The sequence below is a fragment of the Janthinobacterium sp. GW823-FHT01H08 genome, from assembly GCF_058797855.1.
The window spans coordinates 3435257-3452606 of sequence record NZ_CM179504.1 but is presented as its reverse complement, the minus strand read 5'-3'; the positions used below and the strand labels follow the sequence as shown (position 1 = coordinate 3452606).

The window sequence follows — 17350 nt, the reverse complement described above, 5'->3', positions numbered from 1 at the left end:
GGCGGCGCACCAGCTACATGAAATACGGCTTGTCCCCGTCCGTGTTCGGTTTGTTCACGCCGAGGTTGGCGTACCGGTGCAAGTCTGGCGTTTCGATGATGCTGGCGATCAGGTCTGCCACGCTCCGGCGCGAGACCACGGTGCCTTTGAATGGCGCGTGGCGTGTCGTCAGTTCGTAGTCGACTTCGTCTTCGTTCGTCATCCAGGCTGGGCGCACGATGGTGTATGCCAGGCCCGATGCTTCGATGGCGTCGGCGGCGCGGCGGAATGGTTTCAGGTCTTCGGCCAGCATGGCGTTGTTCCACTCGCCGAATTTGCCGGGAACTTCATCGTAGATGCCCATCGACAGGACGAAAATCAGGCGTTCGACGCCCGAGGCCCGCATGGCGGCAATGATGCTGTTGGCCTGCTGTTCCATGTCGTCGCCCACCAGATTGGCGTAGACCACGTCGTGACCGGGCATCGTTTGCCGCAGCAAAGCCTGGTCCAGCACGTCACCGGCCAGCACGCTGCCGTTGGCCGGGACTGGCGTTGGCAGCTTGCCGGGATTGCGCAGCAACAGCGTCAAGGCGAAGTCTTTACGGCCCGCGAAGGCGCGGATGACCCACTGGGCTACCTGTCCGCCTGCACCCAGCATCAATATCTTTTTCATCGTTATCGCTTTCGTCATGGCACGCTGCCATGCAGGAAGTTACAGGCTTTCTTCGACGAAAGGAACACGGCGCGCTTGAAAAAAAGACAAAAACGCTCCATGAGTGCCTGCCCATCGCCTTGTCCAGCGGTAGATTGCTGGCCTTGTAATTTCAATGAAATCAGGTGCTTGCCGACTATGTTGAATGAGAAGTCTCAACATTGGATAAGCAATCAGGAAACCCGCATGACCCGCTCGCATCCACGCCCGGTGCTTCTTTTAGTGCATTGCTGCCGCTTTCTGTCGCTGCTGGATGTGCCGCGTGCCGCATGCCGATTTGCGCCAAGAAACAATACCGCAGCCGCTGAGAGAGTCATCCTCCCTTCCCCGCCCTGCTCCCGGCGCTCTTGCGTACACCATACCAGCGCACCGGAAAACCGGCACTGGTATGGCCCGCATCGCCCATCCGAAGGGGAAAGTCCGCAACTGGTATTGTGATCTTGCGCAAAGAATAAAACCAGTTGACTACCACCTGCAATGCTTGCACTCTCAAAAATCGGACGGTGATAAACCGGATCGGCCATGAAAAAAATACACAAGGAGACGCAATGAACCGGACAGTCATGAATACCCTCATCCTCACCCTCTTCGGCGGGACGTTGGCCGCTTGCGGCGGCGGCAGCGACGGCTCCAGCGCAGGCGCGAGCCAGCTGCTGGCCGGCGCCACCGAAGCGGTCGCCTGCTACACGCCATGGAACAGCGGCACCGCCTACAACGGCGGCGGCAAGGCCAGTTATAACAACGTCAACTACACGGCCAACTGGTGGACGCAAGGCAATAACCCGTCGACCAGCAGCGGCGGCGCCGGCAGCGGCCAGCCCTGGACGGTGGTGGGAGACTGCGGTACGCCGACACCGACTCCTACCCCGACGCCTACGCCTACACCCACCCCGACACCGACGCCTACGCCTACACCAACACCCACCCCGACTCCAACGCCGACACCTACACCTACACCTACGCCTACCGGCCTGGCGAAGCACGCGCTGATTGGCTACTGGCACAACTTCACCAACCCCAGCGGCGCCACGTATCCGATCAGCCAGGTCAGCGACGACTGGGACGTGATCGTCGTCTCGTTCGGCGACAACGCGGGCGGCGGCAATGTCAGCCTGACCATCGATCCGGGCGCGGGCACGGAAGCGCAGTTCATCGCCGACGTGGCCGCCAAGCGGGCGAAAGGCAAGAAAGTCATCCTGTCGCTGGGCGGGCAAAACGGTTCCGTTTCCGTCGGCAACACGGCCGAAGCGACGAATTTCACCAACAGCCTGTACGCCATCATCACCAAATATGGTTTCGATGGCATCGACCTGGACCTGGAAAACGGCGTGGCGCAGGGCGCGGCCATCCAGACCTATCTGCCGATCGCCGTGAAAAATCTGAAAGCCAAGGTCGGCAGCAGCTTTTATTTGTCGATGGCGCCGGAATGGGTGTACGTGGAAGGGGGCTACACGAGCTACGGCAGCATCTGGGGCGCCTACATTCCCATCATCAATGCCTTGCGCAGCGAGCTGACGGTGCTGCACCCGCAGTACTACAACAACGGCGACATCTACACGCCGTACGCCACGGGTGCCATCAAGGCGGGCTCGGCCGACCAGCTGGTGGCTACGGCGCGCATGCTGATCGAGGGTTTTAACTATGGCGGCAATACCTTCGCCGGCTTGCGCCCGGACCAGGTGGGCTTCGGCGTGCCATCGGGCCGCAGCTCGGCCGGTTCCGGTTTCACGACGAATGCCGACGTCAGCAACGCCCTGAATTGCCTGACGCGCCTGCTCAACTGCGGCACCATCAAGCCTCTGCAGGCGTATCCGGACTTCCGCGGCGTGATGACGTGGTCAATCAACTGGGACCGCCACGACGGCTATAACTTCTCCGTGCCGACGAAGAATGTCCTGAAAACCTTGCCGTAAGCGGCATTGCCCGACTGCGCATGCGGGCTTTGCCGCTCACATGCGCAGCAGCGCCGCGCCCAGCACGCGCATCTGCAGCGCAATGCCGTGGCGAAACGCCTCCCCTCCCCCCTGCGTGTGCTTGATGCCATCCATGGTGGCCACCAGCAAGGCGGCCACTTGCGCGGCAGTCGCGTCCACCCGGCGCAGCGCGATGTCGCCCGCCGCTTCGGCCTGTTCCAGCGCGCCGGCCAGCGCCGCCACCAAGGTTGCCCGCGCCGTCAAGGTGATGTCGGCGGCCAGGGTCATGTTGGCGTCGAACAATTCCTGTCCGTGGGCGCTGGCGGAAATTTCCGCCATCAAGCCTTGCTGGAATGCCAGCAAGGCCGTTTCGATGCGCACAAAGACGGGGCCGGCTATGGCCAGTGCCGCTGTTACCTGCGCCATGACGGTGGCATGGGCCCGTTCGGAGCCGGCGCGGAACACGTCTTCCTTGTTCTTGAAGTGCAAATACAGCGCCGCGCGTGATATGCCGGCCGCCTGCGCGATGTCGAGCATGGACGTCTTGCGGTAGCCGTAGCGGCAAAACACGGCCAGGGCCGCATCGAGGATGAGCTGGCTTTTCAGGGTATAGATCGTCATCCAGTCATGTTGACACTTTGAGCATATAGTGTCAACATGACTTTTGGACAAAAACCGTCAAAATGTCAATTACCTACCCGAACAGGACTGCCATGCACGATTTCAATGCCGCACCGACTGAAGAACAGCAGATGGACCTGCTGCGCCATACGGAACGCAGCCGCTTGCGCGCCCTCGTGGCCGCCGATACGCAGGCGGCGCGCGCCCTGCATGCCGATGACTTCCAGCTGATCACGCCCATCGGCAGCATGCTGTCACGGGAACACTACCTGGGCGCCATCGCCTCCGGCCACATGCGCTATCTGAGCTGGGAACCGGAAGCGATCAGCGTGCGCCTGTACGGCACGGCTGCCATCCTGCGTTACTCGGCGCAACTGGAAATCGTCTTTGGCGGCCACGCCGTACCGCGCGCCCGCTACTGGCATATGGATAGCTATGAGTGGCGCGATGGGCGCTGGCAAGCCGTCTGGTCGCAGGCGACGGCTATACGCTGACGGCGATGCCTGCAGCGGGATACTCCCGCAGCATGGGTAATTGATATTTCCAAATCAATAGATGAAATCTATCGATCCGGTTGAAATATTTCACTTCCTTTTGTAAATGAGAATCGTTACTATCCAAATCAAGGATAAGCGAATTCAACAGAAAGGAGCGTCCCTTGTTCACAGCCATCAAAACATTCAGCCAGGTGTGCACGCACATGTCGATCGCCTTCGGCCTTGCCTATTTGCTGACGGGCTCGCTGGCACTCGGTGGCCTGGCCGCAATCATCGAACCGATCATCAATGTGGGCCTGCTGCCGTGGCATGAAAAAGCCTGGCACGCGATCCGCCGCCGCTATGCGGCCAGCCGCCTGGGCTTTGCCGCCCTGGCCGGTGAAAAGCTGAGCCAGACGGCCATGCACATGGGCGTCGCTTTCAGCGTCATGTACTGGGCCACGGGTTCCATGGCCTTCGGCGGCTTGCTGGCCGTGGTCGAGCCCATCTGCAACGTGATCGTGCTGCCCTTCCACGACCGGCTGTGGGAACGATTTCGTTTCCGTATGGAAGGCCGGGGCGCGGCGCAGCTGACTACGATGCCCACCTGATACCTTTCACCCAAGAACAAGGACCGGGGTGGGACCCGGCGGGTCCGACCCCGGCTTCTTGTCGCTGGCCAAGCCGCTATGGTGGCCGGTTTCAGCCGTCCGCAAGGCGTGCCTGCACCTTGCCCGCCCACACAGGCGGCCGCCTTGGAAGCCATGGCGCCGCCCGCTCCAGCTGGCCCGCCAGGCGCAGCAAGGTTCCATCGTTTCCATACCCGGCCATGAACTGCATGCCGATTGGCAAGCCATCATTGGACATGCCCAGCGGCACGGACATGGCCGGCAAGCCCGCCACGTTGGCCAGCGGCGTGTACGGCGAATGCTCGAACAGACGCGCCGTCCAGCCCAGCCCATCGAGCTGTTCCTCCTTTTCTCCATAGCGCCCCAGTTGCCACGGCATATCCGGCATGGTAGGCGTGAGCAGCACGTCGTACTGCTCAAACAAGGCGCCGGCCTGACGCGTGACGGTGTTGCGCACGTCGAGGGCGGCCACGAAATCGACGGCCGACACCGTCTGCCCGTAGCGGTAGCAGGCCAGGGTCGCCGGTTCCAGCGTATCGAGCGACACGGTCCGCCCGCTCTCGTGCGCCAGGCCGGCTATCCACGGCACCAGGTTGGCGCACCAGATGCCGGCATTGGCTTGCACGAAGGCTTGCCACGACACGCCCAGCGCGGGCGACACTTCTTCCACGTGGTGGCCCAGGCTTTCCAGCAGGCGCACGGTGTCTTGCAGCGCGGCATCGATGGCAGGCACGGGCCGGGCGCCATTGCTGGCGGTCCGCTGCACGGCGATGCGCAGCTTGCCCGGCGCCACGCTCACCTGCGACAGCCAGCTGTGGCCGGGAGGATTCGTCACATACGGCTCGCCCGGCAGCACGCCCTGCACGCAGTCGAGCAAGGCGGCGCTGTCGCGCACGCTGCGGCTCACGCCCAGCTGCACGCCCAGGCCGCAGAAGATTTCGTCCATGGCGGGGCCATTCGACACCCGTCCCCGGCTGGGCTTGAAGCCGAACAGGCCCGTCGAGGCGGCCGGCACGCGGATGGACCCGGCCGCGTCCGTCGCATGCGCCAGCGGCACGATGCCTGCCGCCACGGCCGCCGCCGCGCCGCCGCTGGAGCCGCCCGCGCTCAGGTGGACGTTCCACGGGTTGCGCGTGGCGCCATATAGAACGGGTTCCGTGGTGGTGGCAAACGCCATTTCCGGCGTGCTGGTGCGGCCGAACGTCGCCAGGCCCACGGCGCGGAACTGCGTCATCAGATGGGAATCGGCGGACGCGACATGGCCGGCGCCCAGGCGGCTGCCCGCTTCGCTGCGCTGGCCCGCCATGGTGACGGCCACATCCTTGATCAGGAATGGCACGCCGGCGAATGGCGCGGTGCCGTCCACCTGCGATACATCGGCCGGCCACAGCTCGACCACGGCATTGATCTGCGGATTGACGGCGGCGCAGGCGCGCTGGGCTGCGTCCTGCAATTCGGCGGCCGATGCGCTGCCCTCGCGCAGCAGCTGGGCCAATCCCAACCCATCAAAGCTTGTATATTCATGGAGTTGCATCAGTTAGTTCCTGTAAAAGGTGAAGAATAGAAGTCACAGGAACAACTGTAGGGCTTGCGCTATCATAGCGGAAATGAATAGTTGATATACAAGGTATAGTCATGGACAATTTACGCAAGCTGGACCTGAATCTGCTGCTGACCCTCAACGCCCTATTGATCGAGCGCAACGTGACGCGGGCGGCGGCGCGGCTGCACCTGAGCCAGCCGTCCGTCAGCGTGCAGCTGGGCAAGTTGCGCGCGGCCTTCGACGATCCGCTGCTCTTGCCCGGTCCGCGCGGCATGCTGCCCACGGCGCGGGCGCTGTCCCTGCTGGCTCCCTTGCAAGCCGTGCTGGCCCAGCTGGAGCAAGTCTTGCAGCCCGAAGCGGCCTTCGATCCGGCCACGGCCCAGGTGCGCTGGAACCTGGCGGCGGCCGACGCCGCTGAATATGCGATCCTGCTGCCCATGCTGCCCGCCCTGCGCGCGCAGGCGCCGTTGTCGCGCATGGCCGTGTTCGAAGCCGTGCCGGCGCGCATGGCGCAGGACCTGGAAACGGGCCAGGTCGACCTGGGTTTCCTGGCGCAGGAAGAAGCGCCGCCCGGCTTGCGCCACCGCACCTTGTTTACCGAGCACTACGTGCTGGCGGGCCGCCACGACCACCCGCTGCTGCAATCGCCGCCCAACCTCGACCAGTTCTGCGCGCTGGAATTCATCGTCGTCTCGCCCAACGGCGGCGGTTTCCGCAGCAACGTCGATATGGCCCTGGAAAAGCTGGGGCGCACGCGCAAGGTGGTGCTGTCCGTGCCGCATTTCCTGATCGTGCCGCCCTTGCTGACAGCGTCCGACATGGTGGCCCTGCTGCCGTCGCGCCTGCTGAAGAATGCGCTGGGCGCGCTGCGCACATGGGAACCGCCCGTGACCCTGCCCGATTACGAGATGGCCATGGTCTGGCACGAACGCATGCACCTGGACCCGGCGCACCGCTGGCTGCGCGAACGCATCCTGGCCAGCTTGCAGACGCCGCTACACGATTTCCCGCTATAAAACACTAGGGAAGATTACCTAGTTGCTCGAAAGAAATTCCCAATGTTCGCCGTGGTGACGACTGCGTAAGCTTGCGCGTAATAATAAAGGGTCACCATGAACGCCATTTCCATCCTGCACCGCGGTTCGCGCCGCCCTCCCGTATTTTCCTTTTCGATCGCTGCCTGGCTGGCGGCAATGCTCCTGGGCATGCTGGGCTTCTGCGCCAACGCCTGGGCGGCACCCGCCGCCGCGCCCGCCCGGATGCCCGCGGCCTCGGCCGAGCTGATCAAGCGCGGCGAATATGTCGCCCGCCTGGGCGACTGCGTGGCCTGCCACACGAGCCCGAACGGCGCCGCCATGGCCGGCGGCCTGGAGCTCAAAACGCCGTTCGGCACCATCTACAGCACGAATATCACGCCCGACGCGAAGACGGGCCTGGGCACGTACACGTTTGCCCAGTTCGACCGCGCCATGCGCAAGGGCGTGGCGGCGGACGGCCACAATCTGTACCCGGCCATGCCCTACCCTTCCTACGCGAAGATCACGCCCGACGACATGCAGGCGCTGTACGCCTATCTGCAGCGGGGCGTGGCGCCCGTGGCGCAGCAAAACCGCGAAACGGACATGAAATGGCCGTTCAGCATGCGCTGGGGCTTGTCGCTGTGGAACGCCGTCTTCCTCGACGACGCACCGTTCAAGCCCGACAGCGCCAAGTCGGCCCAGTGGAACCGGGGCAGCTACCTGGCCCAAGGGTTGGGCCATTGCGGCTCCTGCCACACGCCGCGCGGCGTGGCTTTCCAGGAAAAAACCATGGGCCAGGATGGCGGCAGCGGCAAGCATTACCTGTCCGGTTTTACCTTCGACGGCTGGCATGCGGTGAACCTGCGCAATCTGTGGACGCCGGGCGACATCGTGCAATTGCTGAAAACGGGCCGCAACAGCTTCGGCACGGCGGCCGGCAGCATGACGGAAGTCATCACGCACAGCACGCAATACTTCACGGATGCCGACCTCGACGCGCTGGCGCACTACCTGCACGGCTTGCCGGCCAAGGACGGGGCGGCCGCGCCGCCGAAGAAAACGGCGCCCGTCGTGGCGGCCAGCAACGATGCGCTGTACAACACGCGGGGCGGCCTGGGCTACCTGCAGTTTTGCGCCACCTGCCACCGCCGCGACGGCCGTGGCGTGGACAACATCTTCCCGCCGCTGGCGCAGAACGACTCGGTGCAGTCGAAGGACGCCACCACCGTCATCCATATCGCGCTGACGGGCTGGCAGTCGGCCGTCACGCAGCACTCGCCCCGCTCGTTCGGCATGCCCGCGTATGACCGCCTGTCGGACACGGAACTGGCGGAAATCCTCACCTTCGTGCGCGGCAAGTGGGGCAACCAGGGCGCACCGGTGACGCCCGCACAGATCGCCACAGTGCGCAAGGATCTCAAGCTCAAGGCGCCGGACGCGGGCGGCTTCGTCACGCCCCGCTTCGCCGCCCTGACGGCCGACCCGAACGCCAATCAATTGATCCACGGCATGCAGCTGATGACGGAAACGCGGGCCCGCCTGCCGCAAAACGTGGGCAACGACCTCAATTGCAGCAGCTGCCACCTGAATGGCGGCACCGTGGCCAACGGTTCGCCCTTCCTCGGCATTTCCGCCTTCTTCCCGTCGGAAGCGCCGCGTGCCGGCAAGGTCATCAGCCTGGGAGAGCGCATCAACGGCTGCTTCCGCCGCTCCATGCACGGCAAGCCGCTGCCCGTGGACGGCCCCGACCTGCAGGCGATGGTCGCCTACATCGACTGGATGAAGGGCGCCACGCAAGCGGGCGACAAGGTGGCGGGACGCGGCGTGGCGAAGATTGACCGGGCTCTGCTGCCCGATCCCGTGCATGGCAAAAAAGTGTATGCCGAGCAATGCGCCGTCTGCCATGGCGCGAATGGCGAAGGCATCCGTGGCGCCAATGGCGTCGTCGCCTTCCCGCCGCTGTGGGGCGAGCGTTCCTTCAACATTGGCGCCGGCATGGCCCGCACCTACACGGCGGCCGGCTTCGTCAAGGCCAATATGGTGATGGGCCATGGCCAGAAATTCCCGCTGGGACAAGGCAACCTGTCCGACCAGGACGCCGTCGACGTGGCCGAATACTTTACGCACATGCCCCGTCCGGACTTCCCCGACAAGGTCAAGGATTGGCCCAAGGGCGGCAAGCCCAAGGATGCGCGCTACTGAGACGCGAGTTTCCCGGGCGGCGCCCCTTCTGCACGCCGCCCGCCTGTGATACGCTGCTCGCTCCATCACGCAGGAGCGACGCATGCAGACCGACAGCGGCCGGGCCGACCCATCCGACACCTGGCTGGGCAAGCTGGGCCCCGGCCTGATCACGGGCGCGGCCGATGACGACCCCAGCGGCATCGCCACGTATTCGCAGGCGGGCGCGCAGTTCGGTTTCGGCATGCTGTGGACCGTCTGCCTGACGTTCCCCCTGATGCTCGGTATCCAGGTCATCAGCGCCAAGATCGGGCGGGTCAGCGGGCATGGGCTGGCAACGAACATCCGCCGCCACTATCCGAAATCCTTGCTGTACGCCATCGTCAGCTTGCTGCTGCTGGCCAATGTCATCAATATCGCCGCCGACGTGGCCGCCATGGGCGATGCCCTGACCCTGATCATCGGCGGCCCCACCCATTTGTACGCCGTGGGCTTCGGCCTGCTGTCGCTGCTGCTGCAAGTCTTTATTCCATATCAACAGTACGTGCGCATCCTGAAATGGCTGACCCTGGGTTTGCTGGCCTATGTGGCCACCGTGCTGACCGTGCATATTCCGTGGGGCGAAGTGGCGCTGCGCACGGTCTGGCCACAGTTCGCCTGGTCGGCCGCCTCGGTGACCATGATCGTGGCCGTGTTCGGCACGACGATCAGCCCCTATTTATTCTTTTGGCAAGCCTCGCAGGAAGTGGAAGACTTGCAGGCCGATGCCAGCGCGCAAGCCTTGCGCCGCGCGCCGGAACAGGCGCCACGGCAATTCCAGCGCATCAAGATGGACACGGCCATCGGCATGGGCTTTTCCAACCTGGTGGCCTTCTTCATCATGCTGACGACGGCCGTGACCCTGGGCGCGCAAGGCATCACGCACATCGATACGTCCGCCCAGGCCGCTTCTGCCCTGCGCCCCATCGCGGGCGACTTCGCCTTCGCCCTGTTCAGCCTGGGCATCATCGGCACGGGCTTGCTGGCCATTCCCGTGCTGGCCGGCTCGGCCGCCTACGCCATGGCCGGCGCCTTTCACTGGAAAAACAGCCTGGAACTGGCGCCCCGGGCCGCCAAGAAGTTTTACGGCATCATCGTCATGGCCACCGTGATCGGCGCCGCCCTGTGCTTTTCGCCACTCGACCCCATCAAGGCCCTGTACTGGAGCGCCGTCATCAACGGTGTCATTTCCGTGCCCATCATGGCCCTGATGATGGTGATGGCCTCGCGCCCCGCCATCATGGGCACCTTGACCATTTCGCGCCGCCTGCGGGCGCTGGGCTGGCTGTCGACCATCGTCATGGCGACGGCCGTGCTGGCCATGTTCGCCACCATGGCGTTCTGATGCCTAGGCCGCCTTCGGCTTGAGCATGCCTTCCACGATGCCCAGCACGGTCTGGCGCGGCAGCAAGCGCGGCAGCCAGGCCAGCAGCCGGTTCGGGCGGCCCGCCACGTGGCTGCTGCGGCCCCGGTCCAGCGCGCGCAGCGCTTCGTCGACGACCGTTTGAGGATCCATGCGCTTGCCCACGGCCGCTTCGGGCGCGGCCACGACGTCAAAGAAAGCCGTTTCCGTGGCGCCCGGGCACAAGCCCAGCACGCGCACGCCGCGGCTGCGGTTTTCCGCCCACAGCGCTTCCGAGAACGACAGCACGAAAGCCTTGCTGGCGCCGTAGACCGCCATGTAGGGATCGGGCTGCAGGGCCGCCGTGGACGCCACGTTGATGATGGCGCCCCGTCCTTGCGCCAGCATGTGCGGCAAGGCGCAGTGCGTCATTTCCATCAGGGACGTGCAATTGACGGTCACTTCGCCGACTTGCCGTGCAAGATCGATGCTTTCGAAGCGGCCATGCGTGGCGAAACCCGCGTTATTGATCAGCACGTCGGGCGGCATGCCCAGCGCGCAGACCTGCGCATGGGCTTGTGCGGCGGCGCCAGGCAGGCTCAGGTCCGCCACCAGCGCGTGCGCGCGGATGCCGTGGCGCTTGGCAAGGTCGGCGGCCAGCGTTTCGAGCACGGCGCCGGAGCGGGCCAGCAGCAGCAAATGCGCGCCGCGCGCGGCCAGGGTTTCCGCAAAGACGCGGCCGATGCCGGACGAGGCGCCCGTGATCAGCACGGTCTGGTTGGTGTAGTTGAAGGCGGTCATGGCAGCGGTGTGTAGTTGAAAGTGTTTCTACTGTAAACTGTAGACTTTAGTCCACGGTCAAGGGGAATCGATGCGTATCGGAGAAATCACCCGCCTGACGGGCGTCAGCAAGGATACGGTGCGCTTTTACGAGCGCCAGGGGCTGCTGGACGAAGCGCCGCAGCCGGGCCTGACGAATAACTACAAGGAATATTCGGCGCAAGCCTTGCGCCGCATCGAGCTGATCGGCCACGCCAAGGCGCTGGGCTTTACCTTGAAGGAAATCGCCGAGGTCATTGCCGTATGGCAGGAAAATGCGCTCGATGCGCAAACCAAGCGGGCCATGCTGGAAACGAAAATCGCGCAGATCGACGACAAGGCCCGCTCGATGGCCGTGCTGCGGGCCGGACTCGTCGATGCGCTGGCCAAGGTGGAGACGGGCTGCAAGGATGGCGTGGCGGCCGCAGGAAACTACAAGGATAATCAATGACTTATTACACGCAATACCGCCACCTGGCGCTCGAGGGCGCCAAGCCCGCCCCCACGGCACAGCAGATCGCCGCCATCGAAGCCCTGCTGGAAGCGCCGTTGCCGCCCGCCTTCCTGGCTTTCTTGCAAGTGGCCAACGGCGCCTGGTTCGACTACACCACTGATGTGCCGGACGGCAATGGCGGCGTGGAAAAAATGGGCTTCAATACCTTTTTCAGCGCCGACGAAGGCGATTTCTGCGATGAAACCTTGGTCGGCGAAATCCGCGCCGCGCGCCAGCATGCGGGCATGCCCGTGAAAATCCTGCCGTTCGCCCGCGATGGCGGCAATTCCATGGTTTATCTGGATCTGACGGAGGAAGGCGGCGGCCGCGTGCTGGCGTATGTGCAGGAGTTACCGGACTGGACGGGCAAGCGCGCCCATGGCCTGATGGAACTGGCGCCTTCATTCGACGCGTGGCTGGATAGCCTGTATATCGACCGCGACACGGTGCTTGACGAACTCGAACACAGCGTCTCGGAACCGTCGCACCTGGACGCGATGGCGGAATGGCTCGATATCGGCATGCCTGCGTGGCGCCGCGATGCCGGCATTGCCGCCTTATTTGCCCTGAAGCAAGTCGAACTGTGCGCTAGCGAACAGGACTAATCCTACGGGCATGATCGCGACTGTCCTATGGGTGTGCGCAGGCTGCTGGCTTAACATTGTCATCAGCTTGCAGAAAAAACCACACTCGAAAGGATTTCCCATGCCTATCCCGACCACCAGCTCCCGTGCCCCGTCCTTCAAAAGCGTGGCCATCGGCGCCGCCGTTGCCTTATTGAGCGGCATCGCCATCAACAGCATCGCCGCCGCGGCGCCGGGCGCGTACGACAAGCAATTCCTCAGCAAGGCCGCCGACGCTGGCAGCACGGAAATTGCCGCCAGCAAAGTCGCGCAAAGCAAGAGCAGCAATGCGGAAGTGAAGAAATTCGCCGATGCCATGGTCACCGATCACACGAAAGTGGCGGACGAGCTGAAACAGCTGGCCAGCAGCAAGCAGATCGAGGTCAGCGACCAGCCCGGCAAGAAGCATCAGGCGCAGATCGACAAGCTGAGCCGCCTGGAAGGCGCGCAGTTTGACAAGGAATATGCGGCCACCATCGGCGTAGCGGCGCACAAGGAGGCGGTGAAACTGTTTACGGATGCCAGCCAGAAGGCGACCGATCCCGACATCAAGGCCTTTGCCGCGAAGACCTTGCCAGCGTTGCAACATCATCTGGACATGGCCAATACCCTGCACACGGCGGTGGGGAAATAGCCAAGTCAATAGCCAAGTTACCGGCAATTAGCGGGGATATGCTTGCTGTACGTGCCGTACGGCAAGCATATCTGCTCTTGACATACAATGCGGCAACTTCGTTTTTGGCCATGCCATGACCTCATGCAGCTACTCAAGAAAACCGGCCTGATCGCCGCCGCCTTCCTGCTCATCCTCGTGCTGGCAGGCTGGCTCTTCATCAAAGTGAGCGCGGCGCGCAATGCCAGCGTGTATGCCCAGGAATGGAATGATCAGCGCACGTGTGTGATCAATACCTATGTACCCCACTACGGCAACGGCGTGCCGCAGAACATCGTGCGCGCGCTGAGCACGTCCACCTTTTTCCGAGTCTACCATAAGGATGGCACCTTGCTGGAAAGCACGGAATGGGTACTGGACATGCATGAAGACGGTATCCTCGACCATGCGCGCTGGGGCCAGAACCAGACCCGCGCCATCTACCCTACGGACATGGGCGACGAAAGCTGGACCTTGCCCGAATGCGCGTGATCATTTAGCAATCAAACGAAAGAGTCCCATGCTGCGCGGCCCCTGGAGCGATGCTCCCTACATACCTACGCTCCACCATTTTCTCGGCCCCTTCGACGTGTATGATCGTGAAGAAACCTTGGGCGTGGAACTGGACCGCTGGGACATGAACGACCCGGCGCAGCGCGCTGCCCTGATACGGCGCGACATCACGTCGCAATACAAGGAACTCAGCTATCGCCACCGCCATGCGCTGGTGGCCGTGCTGGCGCAGGCGCTGCAAGACCCCGGCTATGATTTCCAGGCCATCCTCGAACATGACCCGGAAAGCACGAATGCCCTGCCTGCCTTGTGGGATGAGATGGCCGATCCGCGCGCCTTCTTTGCCGATATCTACCGCCTGGTGCAGCAAGATTGGCACGACGACCTGGCGCGCGCGGCGGCGGAAGACCCGGCCAGCTGGTAACGCGGCGCCCGCACCACACTATCGATACGCTAGTCTGCGCTCTCACTTTCCCTCTGTGGACGCGATTACGGCCGTCTGCACGCATCGTTGCAAAAACGCCCCATTCAAAAAAAATCTGTTGCACCAGCGCATGTCTGCTGGCATCGCGCTACTATGAAACGTCGGCACTTCGATAGGCGCCGCCTCACCGCACCGGTTCCCCGCCGGCTTTCCCCTGCCGCAATGTGAAGGAGATTCTCATGCCCAAGTTCGCCCCTGACATTTGCCTGTCGGTCATGCTTGCCGCCGGCATGCTGCCCTGTATCGCCAGCGCTGCCGAAGGCGGCGCCACGCGCGCCGACGCGGAAGCCATGGTCAAGAAAGGCGTGTCCTACATCAAGAGCGCCGGCGACGCCAAGGCGTATGGCGACATCACGGCCAAGTCGCCGCAATTCATCCTGCACGACCTGTACCTGGTCGTCTATAAACTCGACGGGACGGTGGTTGCGCATGGCGCCAATCCGAAAATGGTCGGCAAGAACTTGATCGAGCTGAAGGATATTGATGGCAAGGCTTTTGTGAAGGAACGAGTCGACCTGGCCAAGAGCAAGGGCACGTTCTGGCAGGAATACAAATTCACGAATCCGGAAACCAAGAAGATCGAGCCGAAGGTAATGTATTGCGAGAAACTCGCCGAGACCGTCGTCTGCGGCGGCATCTACCTGTAGCCGCCGCCGCGCCGCCAGCGCCGGGATGGCACACCGATCTCTCAACGAATTTCTCAACGATATGGGCCTCATGTGAAAATCGCACAGAAGATGTTGATCGTCCCGGTGGTCGCGCTGGCTTGCCTGCTGGCCATGGGGGCCTTGTCCTATTTCGCCATGCAGCAAAACGAAAGCCGCATGCGCGACTTGAAAGACGTGACCTTGACGGCCGAGCGGCTTGCCAACCAGCAAGCCATTGCCCTGGGTCAGGTACACGCCGACGTGTATGCGAAGATCGCCATCGCCGCCAGCCTGTCGGACGAACAGTTCAAGCAGTTCGGCGCGCAAACGGATCGCCAGCTCAATGCCATCGCGCAAGGCTTGAAGGAACTCAAGCAATTCTCGGGCGCCGCCACGGAAGCGGGCCAGGCGCTGCCCGGTGTCGAGCGCTACCGTGCCAGCGTGGCGCAGGCGCTGGACCTGGCCTCGATGGACCCGAATACGGGCGTGGCGGCGATGCAAAATGCCGCCGGGCACTACCAGCAAGTGAGCGGGCAACTGCGCCAGGTGCTGCTCAACCTCGACCACCGCACGGTCGACGCGCTGCAAGAGACAAAAAATGCGGGCCAGCGCGCCGGCTGGCTGTCGCTGGGCACCATGGCTGTTGGCTTTGCCCTGCTGGCCCTGATTGCCACCTGGGTGGCGCGCTCCGTCGTGCGCCCCATCGACGAGGCGTGCCGCGCCGCTGAAAGCCTGGCGGCCGGCGACCTGACCACGCACATCGACGCCCGGAGCGACGATGAGGTGGGCAAGCTGTCGCGGGCGCTGGCTACCGTCTTGAAAAACTGGAACACTTTATTGGGCGAGATACGCCAGGCAGGCTCCACCATCACGGTGGAAGCGAGCGAAATCGCCCTCGGCAATGCGGACTTGTCGGCCCGTACGGAGTCGCAAGCGCATTCTTTGCAGGAAACAGCCTCGTCCATGCATGCGCTGACCGATACCGTGAAGGAAAACGCCAGCCATGCGCACCAGGCCAACCAGATGGTGCTGTCGACCTCGAACGTGGCGCTGGAAGGCGGCCGCGTCGTGGGCCAGGTGGTTGAGACGATGGGCTCGATCAAAGCCAGTTCCGGGCGCATCGTCGATATCATCGCCGTCATCGACGGCATTGCCTTCCAGACCAATATCCTCGCCTTGAACGCGGCCGTGGAAGCGGCGCGCGCGGGCGAACAGGGGCGCGGTTTTGCCGTCGTCGCCACGGAAGTGCGGGGCCTGGCGCAGCGCTCGGCCACGGCGGCGCGCGAAATCAAACAGCTGATCGAGGATTCCGTTGCCAGAATAGAAACGGGCAGCGAGCTGGCCGACAGCGCCGGCCGCACCATGGGCGATATCGTCGCCTCCGTTCAGCAGGTGACGGAGATCATGAACGACATCACGGCGGCCAGCCAGCGCCAGAGCAAGGGCATCGAGGAAGTCAACAATGCCATCACGGAAATGGACGAATTGACCCAGCGCAATGCCGCCCTGGTCGAGCAATCGGCCGCCGCCGCGCAAAGCATGCAGGACCAGGCGCATGATTTATTGCGCGTGGTCGACGCCTTCCGCCTGGGCGACGGTGGCCCGCCGCTGCTGCCGCGTTAGCGCGGCGACCGCATGGCCGCTGCCGCGCAGGCGAGCATGCGCTTGCCTGCCGCCGCCAGTGCCGGATCGTCCTCGTCCTGCAGCAGCGTCCCGACGACGCTCTGGTCGGCAACGCTGCCCTGCATGGCGGCCAGGCGTGCCACGCGGTCTTGCGTGGCACCATCGCCAAGGGTACGGGCGCTGAAAAAGCTGTACAGGCCGGCGATTTCGCGTTGCTGCAGCCATTCCATCAATTGCACCAGGCGCGCCTGCTCCACATAGCTCAGTTCGCTCACCTTCCGCTCCGCCAGCGCCTCATACACTTCCAGGCGCGCCATCCAGTTGCCCTGCGCGGCAGCCGCAAGCAGCTGGTCCCAGGCGGCACCGGCGTGCGGCACGGGCCGCGGCTGCAGCTGATAGGCCAGCACGGCTTGCTGCTGCGGCAACGCGCCGTAGGCCGTGGGCGCCTTGCAGACAAACTGGCGCGCATCGGGGCCGCCTAGCCGCAAGCCGCTGGCGATATGCCGCTCGATCTTGTCGCCGATGGCCTGCAGGCGCCTGGCGTGTTCCTGTACGGACCACTGCGGCGGCAATTTGCCCAGCCAGGCCAGCGCATCGTCGTTGGCCCGCACCGCCAGCTCGTAGGCTACCGCCTTGGCCTGTTGATCTTTCTCTCTGGCCAGTTTTTCCGCATCCTGTCTGATATCGTATTGGCTGGCGCTTTGCTTGAGTTTCAGGCATGACTGGAAGGCCGCAGGCGCTTCTTGCCAGCAGCGAGCCGGCACCGTGAACGTCCAGCGCATGCTGACCGTTTCCAGGACATACGTCTCTTCGCCCTCTTCTGCCTTGAGATAGGCTCGGCCGTCCGCCTTGGTCACGCCCTTTGTCAGTTGCTTGCCGCCCACCGTGCTCCAGGTGTACGGATCATCGTCTTGCGGCACGCCGGGGGCGGCGTACAGGGTCAGGTAGTGGCCGGCGGCGGCAGGAACATCTGCCGCATGGCTCAGCGGCGACAGCAGGGACAAGGTGAATAAAGTTCTTGCAGGTAACAGTTTCAACATGA

General features: G+C 63.6%; 18 protein-coding genes. 13 read left to right on the top strand and 5 right to left on the bottom strand.

Annotation, left to right across the window (positions count from 1 at the left end; genetic code table 11):
• Positions 1 to 13 precede the first annotated feature (13 nt).
• Complete coding sequence (locus tag AC3RCG_RS15335) at positions 14 to 670, bottom strand: SDR family oxidoreductase (RefSeq protein ID WP_492401380.1); 657 nt, start codon at positions 668 to 670, stop codon at positions 14 to 16.
• Positions 671 to 1254: 584 nt separating this feature from the next.
• Here AC3RCG_RS15335 and AC3RCG_RS15330 point away from each other — a divergent pair.
• Positions 1255 to 2604, top strand: a complete 1350-nt coding sequence (locus tag AC3RCG_RS15330; RefSeq protein WP_492401381.1) for a chitinase — start codon at positions 1255 to 1257, stop codon at positions 2602 to 2604.
• A 36-nt stretch (positions 2605 to 2640) separates the two neighbouring features.
• Here AC3RCG_RS15330 and AC3RCG_RS15325 read toward each other — a convergent pair whose 3' ends face one another.
• Positions 2641 to 3225 (bottom strand): TetR family transcriptional regulator, encoded by a 585-nt coding sequence (locus AC3RCG_RS15325; protein ID WP_492401383.1) that lies wholly within the window; start codon positions 3223 to 3225, stop codon positions 2641 to 2643.
• A 92-nt stretch (positions 3226 to 3317) separates the two neighbouring features.
• Here AC3RCG_RS15325 and AC3RCG_RS15320 point away from each other — a divergent pair, with 92 nt between their 5' ends.
• Both AC3RCG_RS15320 and AC3RCG_RS15315 read left to right on the top strand, forming a co-directional pair.
• Complete coding sequence (locus tag AC3RCG_RS15320) at positions 3318 to 3719, top strand: nuclear transport factor 2 family protein (protein ID WP_492401384.1); 402 nt, start codon at positions 3318 to 3320, stop codon at positions 3717 to 3719.
• 164 nt (positions 3720 to 3883) lie between these two features.
• A complete protein-coding gene (locus tag AC3RCG_RS15315; protein ID WP_071650152.1) occupies positions 3884 to 4312 on the top strand; it encodes a DUF2061 domain-containing protein in 429 nt (142 codons plus the stop codon).
• Positions 4313 to 4403: 91 nt separating this feature from the next.
• Here the strand turns inward: AC3RCG_RS15315 and AC3RCG_RS15310 are convergent, their stop codons facing one another.
• The gene (locus AC3RCG_RS15310; protein WP_492401385.1) at positions 4404 to 5864 is read right to left on the bottom strand and encodes an amidase; all 1461 of its coding nucleotides are present in this window, start codon (positions 5862 to 5864) and stop codon (positions 4404 to 4406) included.
• Between the two features lie 101 nt (positions 5865 to 5965).
• Between AC3RCG_RS15310 and AC3RCG_RS15305 the strand changes: the two genes are divergently transcribed.
• The 3 genes from AC3RCG_RS15305 to AC3RCG_RS15295 all read left to right on the top strand — a co-directional run bounded on the left by AC3RCG_RS15305 (position 5966) and on the right by AC3RCG_RS15295 (position 10457).
• Positions 5966 to 6889: a LysR family transcriptional regulator gene (locus AC3RCG_RS15305; RefSeq protein WP_492401387.1), complete on the top strand. Its 924-nt coding sequence runs from the start codon at positions 5966 to 5968 to the stop codon at positions 6887 to 6889.
• A gap of 177 nt (positions 6890 to 7066) precedes the next feature.
• The gene (locus AC3RCG_RS15300) at positions 7067 to 9094 is read left to right on the top strand and encodes a c-type cytochrome (protein WP_492401697.1); all 2028 of its coding nucleotides are present in this window, start codon (positions 7067 to 7069) and stop codon (positions 9092 to 9094) included.
• 82 nt (positions 9095 to 9176) lie between these two features.
• Positions 9177 to 10457: an NRAMP family divalent metal transporter gene (locus AC3RCG_RS15295; protein ID WP_492401388.1), complete on the top strand. Its 1281-nt coding sequence runs from the start codon at positions 9177 to 9179 to the stop codon at positions 10455 to 10457.
• A gap of 3 nt (positions 10458 to 10460) precedes the next feature.
• Here AC3RCG_RS15295 and AC3RCG_RS15290 read toward each other — a convergent pair whose 3' ends face one another.
• Positions 10461 to 11255, bottom strand: a complete 795-nt coding sequence (locus AC3RCG_RS15290) for an SDR family NAD(P)-dependent oxidoreductase (protein WP_492401389.1) — start codon at positions 11253 to 11255, stop codon at positions 10461 to 10463.
• A gap of 70 nt (positions 11256 to 11325) precedes the next feature.
• Between AC3RCG_RS15290 and AC3RCG_RS15285 the strand changes: the two genes are divergently transcribed.
• From AC3RCG_RS15285 to AC3RCG_RS15255, 7 genes are all read left to right on the top strand, one after another.
• Positions 11326 to 11724 (top strand): MerR family transcriptional regulator, encoded by a 399-nt coding sequence (locus AC3RCG_RS15285; RefSeq protein ID WP_230503122.1) that lies wholly within the window; start codon positions 11326 to 11328, stop codon positions 11722 to 11724.
• Positions 11721 to 12371, top strand: a complete 651-nt coding sequence (locus AC3RCG_RS15280; RefSeq protein ID WP_492401391.1) for an SMI1/KNR4 family protein — start codon at positions 11721 to 11723, stop codon at positions 12369 to 12371. The genes AC3RCG_RS15285 and AC3RCG_RS15280 overlap by 4 nt, the downstream gene beginning before the upstream one ends.
• 100 nt (positions 12372 to 12471) lie before the next feature.
• Positions 12472 to 13023 carry a DUF4142 domain-containing protein gene (locus AC3RCG_RS15275; protein WP_492401392.1) on the top strand — a complete coding sequence of 184 codons (552 nt, stop codon included), beginning with the start codon at positions 12472 to 12474 and terminating at the stop codon, positions 13021 to 13023.
• 123 nt (positions 13024 to 13146) lie between these two features.
• Positions 13147 to 13533, top strand: a complete 387-nt coding sequence (locus tag AC3RCG_RS15270) for a hypothetical protein (protein ID WP_070310750.1) — start codon at positions 13147 to 13149, stop codon at positions 13531 to 13533.
• Between the two features lie 28 nt (positions 13534 to 13561).
• Entirely contained in the window at positions 13562 to 13978 is a 417-nt protein-coding gene (locus tag AC3RCG_RS15265) for a hypothetical protein (protein ID WP_070218783.1), read from the top strand.
• A gap of 239 nt (positions 13979 to 14217) precedes the next feature.
• A complete protein-coding gene (locus AC3RCG_RS15260; protein ID WP_492401393.1) occupies positions 14218 to 14685 on the top strand; it encodes a cache domain-containing protein in 468 nt (155 codons plus the stop codon).
• A gap of 90 nt (positions 14686 to 14775) precedes the next feature.
• On the top strand, positions 14776 to 16308 hold the full coding sequence (locus AC3RCG_RS15255) for a methyl-accepting chemotaxis protein (RefSeq protein ID WP_070218782.1): 1533 nt from the start codon (positions 14776 to 14778) through the stop codon (positions 16306 to 16308).
• Here the strand turns inward: AC3RCG_RS15255 and AC3RCG_RS15250 are convergent.
• Entirely contained in the window at positions 16305 to 17348 is a 1044-nt protein-coding gene (locus AC3RCG_RS15250; RefSeq protein WP_492401395.1) for a hypothetical protein, read from the bottom strand. The two genes, AC3RCG_RS15255 and AC3RCG_RS15250, sit on opposite strands and share 4 nt — an antisense overlap.
• Positions 17349 to 17350: the final 2 nt, after the last annotated feature.

Bases quoted from the DNA above. Each gene is read 5' to 3' on its own strand.
- AC3RCG_RS15335 (WP_492401380.1), bottom strand. From the start codon at position 670: ATGACGAAAGCGATAACGATGAAAAAGATATTGATGCTGGGTGCAGGC.
- AC3RCG_RS15330 (WP_492401381.1), top strand. From the start codon at position 1,255: ATGAATACCCTCATCCTCACCCTCTTCGGCGGGACGTTGGCCGCTTGC.
- AC3RCG_RS15325 (WP_492401383.1), bottom strand. From the start codon at position 3,225: ATGACGATCTATACCCTGAAAAGCCAGCTCATCCTCGATGCGGCCCTG.
- AC3RCG_RS15320 (WP_492401384.1), top strand. From the start codon at position 3,318: ATGCACGATTTCAATGCCGCACCGACTGAAGAACAGCAGATGGACCTG.
- AC3RCG_RS15310 (WP_492401385.1), bottom strand. From the start codon at position 5,864: ATGCAACTCCATGAATATACAAGCTTTGATGGGTTGGGATTGGCCCAG.
- AC3RCG_RS15305 (WP_492401387.1), top strand. From the start codon at position 5,966: ATGGACAATTTACGCAAGCTGGACCTGAATCTGCTGCTGACCCTCAAC.
- AC3RCG_RS15300 (WP_492401697.1), top strand. From the start codon at position 7,067: ATGCTCCTGGGCATGCTGGGCTTCTGCGCCAACGCCTGGGCGGCACCC.
- AC3RCG_RS15295 (WP_492401388.1), top strand. From the start codon at position 9,177: ATGCAGACCGACAGCGGCCGGGCCGACCCATCCGACACCTGGCTGGGC.
- AC3RCG_RS15290 (WP_492401389.1), bottom strand. From the start codon at position 11,255: ATGACCGCCTTCAACTACACCAACCAGACCGTGCTGATCACGGGCGCC.
- AC3RCG_RS15285 (WP_230503122.1), top strand. From the start codon at position 11,326: ATGCGTATCGGAGAAATCACCCGCCTGACGGGCGTCAGCAAGGATACG.
- AC3RCG_RS15280 (WP_492401391.1), top strand. From the start codon at position 11,721: ATGACTTATTACACGCAATACCGCCACCTGGCGCTCGAGGGCGCCAAG.
- AC3RCG_RS15275 (WP_492401392.1), top strand. From the start codon at position 12,472: ATGCCTATCCCGACCACCAGCTCCCGTGCCCCGTCCTTCAAAAGCGTG.
- AC3RCG_RS15270 (WP_070310750.1), top strand. From the start codon at position 13,147: ATGCAGCTACTCAAGAAAACCGGCCTGATCGCCGCCGCCTTCCTGCTC.
- AC3RCG_RS15265 (WP_070218783.1), top strand. From the start codon at position 13,562: ATGCTGCGCGGCCCCTGGAGCGATGCTCCCTACATACCTACGCTCCAC.
- AC3RCG_RS15260 (WP_492401393.1), top strand. From the start codon at position 14,218: ATGCCCAAGTTCGCCCCTGACATTTGCCTGTCGGTCATGCTTGCCGCC.
- AC3RCG_RS15255 (WP_070218782.1), top strand. From the start codon at position 14,776: ATGTTGATCGTCCCGGTGGTCGCGCTGGCTTGCCTGCTGGCCATGGGG.
- AC3RCG_RS15250 (WP_492401395.1), bottom strand. From the start codon at position 17,348: ATGTTGAAACTGTTACCTGCAAGAACTTTATTCACCTTGTCCCTGCTG.